The organism is Pseudoalteromonas sp. MQS005 (assembly GCF_001661605.1).
GTDB classification, from domain to species: Bacteria; Pseudomonadota; Gammaproteobacteria; order Enterobacterales; family Alteromonadaceae; genus Pseudoalteromonas; species Pseudoalteromonas tetraodonis.
In genome coordinates this window covers 1-1,651 of record NZ_LYRQ01000107.1, presented here as the reverse complement: position 1 = coordinate 1,651, position 1,651 = coordinate 1, and the positions used below count along the sequence as shown (strand labels likewise).

Annotated in this window: 1 protein-coding gene; it reads left to right on the top strand. The window is 47.4% G+C overall.

The window, feature by feature from the left end; translation table 11 throughout:
* The first annotated feature begins 280 nt into the window (after positions 1-280).
* Positions 281-1,439 (top strand): IS3 family transposase gene (locus A9479_RS19405; RefSeq protein ID WP_156520111.1). Its coding sequence is split into 2 segments (ribosomal slippage): positions 281-528 and positions 527-1,439, totalling 1,161 coding nucleotides; the frame shifts between segments, so codons are not numbered across the junction.
* The last annotated feature ends 212 nt before the right edge of the window (positions 1,440-1,651 follow it).

Genomic DNA, 1,651 nt, shown 5'->3' with positions numbered 1-1,651 from the left:
GCTCAGTTCTGGGCAACTGGATTGGTTGTTGTCGGGATATGATGTGCTTGGTCATGAAGAATTGCAGTATCAATCGATGCTCTAATCGATCATATTGGCAGTAAATGATCGTTGCCACACCGTCCGTTTTATCTTTGCGTTAAGCAAGAAAACAACGTCAAATTCTGTTAAATTGCGAACATGAAGATTGATGCACACTTACTTTCTGACGACTGTACTGGTCTAATGGAACCGGACACTTTAATTAGCGACAATACCCGTCAGCAATTGAGGTGTCATCATGAGTCAGAAACGAGCTTACAAACAGTACCCTGCGGCGTTTAAAGAAGAAGCCGTTAACTTGGTCTTGGAACAGCAGTACACCGTGGTCGAGGCCGCCAAATCGCTCGGCATAAATCCGGCGCTGCTGTACAAGTGGAAGGACAAAATTGAGGCAGAGCGCAAAGGATCCGTCCTGAGTGGCGATGAGCGTGAGGAGCTGATACAACTCCGCAAAGAGAACCGCCGCTGCGCATGGAGAAAGACATTTTAAAAAAGGCGTCAGCCTTCTTCGCCAAAGAAATGAAGTAAAGTTTGATTTCATCAAAGTCGAAGCGGATCACTACCCCGTCCGTTTACTCTGTTCGGTCATGGGTGTTAGCACCTCAGCTTACTACGACTGGCGTAAGCGCCCTGGCAAGCTGATTGATGCGCAAGAGCTGCGCCTGTACCGCAGGATCAAAGTCTTGTTCAAGAAGAGCCGACAAAGCCTAGGACGACGAGAAATGATGAAAAAACTGCGCGAAGAAGGCTTCACCATTGGGCTGTATCGTGTTCGAAAACTGATGGATAAGTTGGGGCTTCATGTGACCCAGCGCGTAGCTTACAAGATCACGACGAAGCGCAAGCACAGTGATGCGGTTGCTGATAATTTATTGAATCAAAATTTTAATCCGCTCGGGCCAAATCAGGTGTGGGCAGGTGACGTGACGTATTTGCGCACTGATCAAGGCTGGATGTATCTGGCCATTGTGATGGACTTATACTCTAGACGCATTGTGGGTTGGCATATCGACAAACGGATGACCACGGACCTGATCAGCAAAGCGCTCATTAAGGCCTACGGAATGCGTCAGCCGCCCAAAGGCTTGGTGTTTCATAGTGACCGCGGCTCGCATTATACGAGTAAACACTATCGTCGCTTGTTAAAGAACTATGGCATTCGCGCCAGTATGGGCGATGTCGGTGCATGCTGGGACAACGCGGTGGTTGAGCGCTTCTTTGGCAGCTTAAAGCACGATTGGTTGTTCAAAGTACCACAGCCCTCTCATCAACATATGAAGAACGATGTGGCCGATTATATGCGCTACTACAACCTAGAGCGCTTGCATTCAGCGAACGGTGACTTGTCGCCGATTCATTACGAAAATGCGCAACAAAAAGTGTCCGGTTATGCTTGACCAGAACACTTTTTGAGCTTAGAGTAAAATTTATAATAAATACCTAATTTACTGGTTGGCTCGACTTAGTTCAGAACTGACGCGCTGGTACCACAATTTCGTGATGAGCGGATCCAACAGGCAAATCAGTTGCGGGGTTGTTTCTGAATTTGATTTTGGCTTTCTATCTAAATTATCGGTCCTACCCTTTTGATATCAATCGGAGCCTCCGG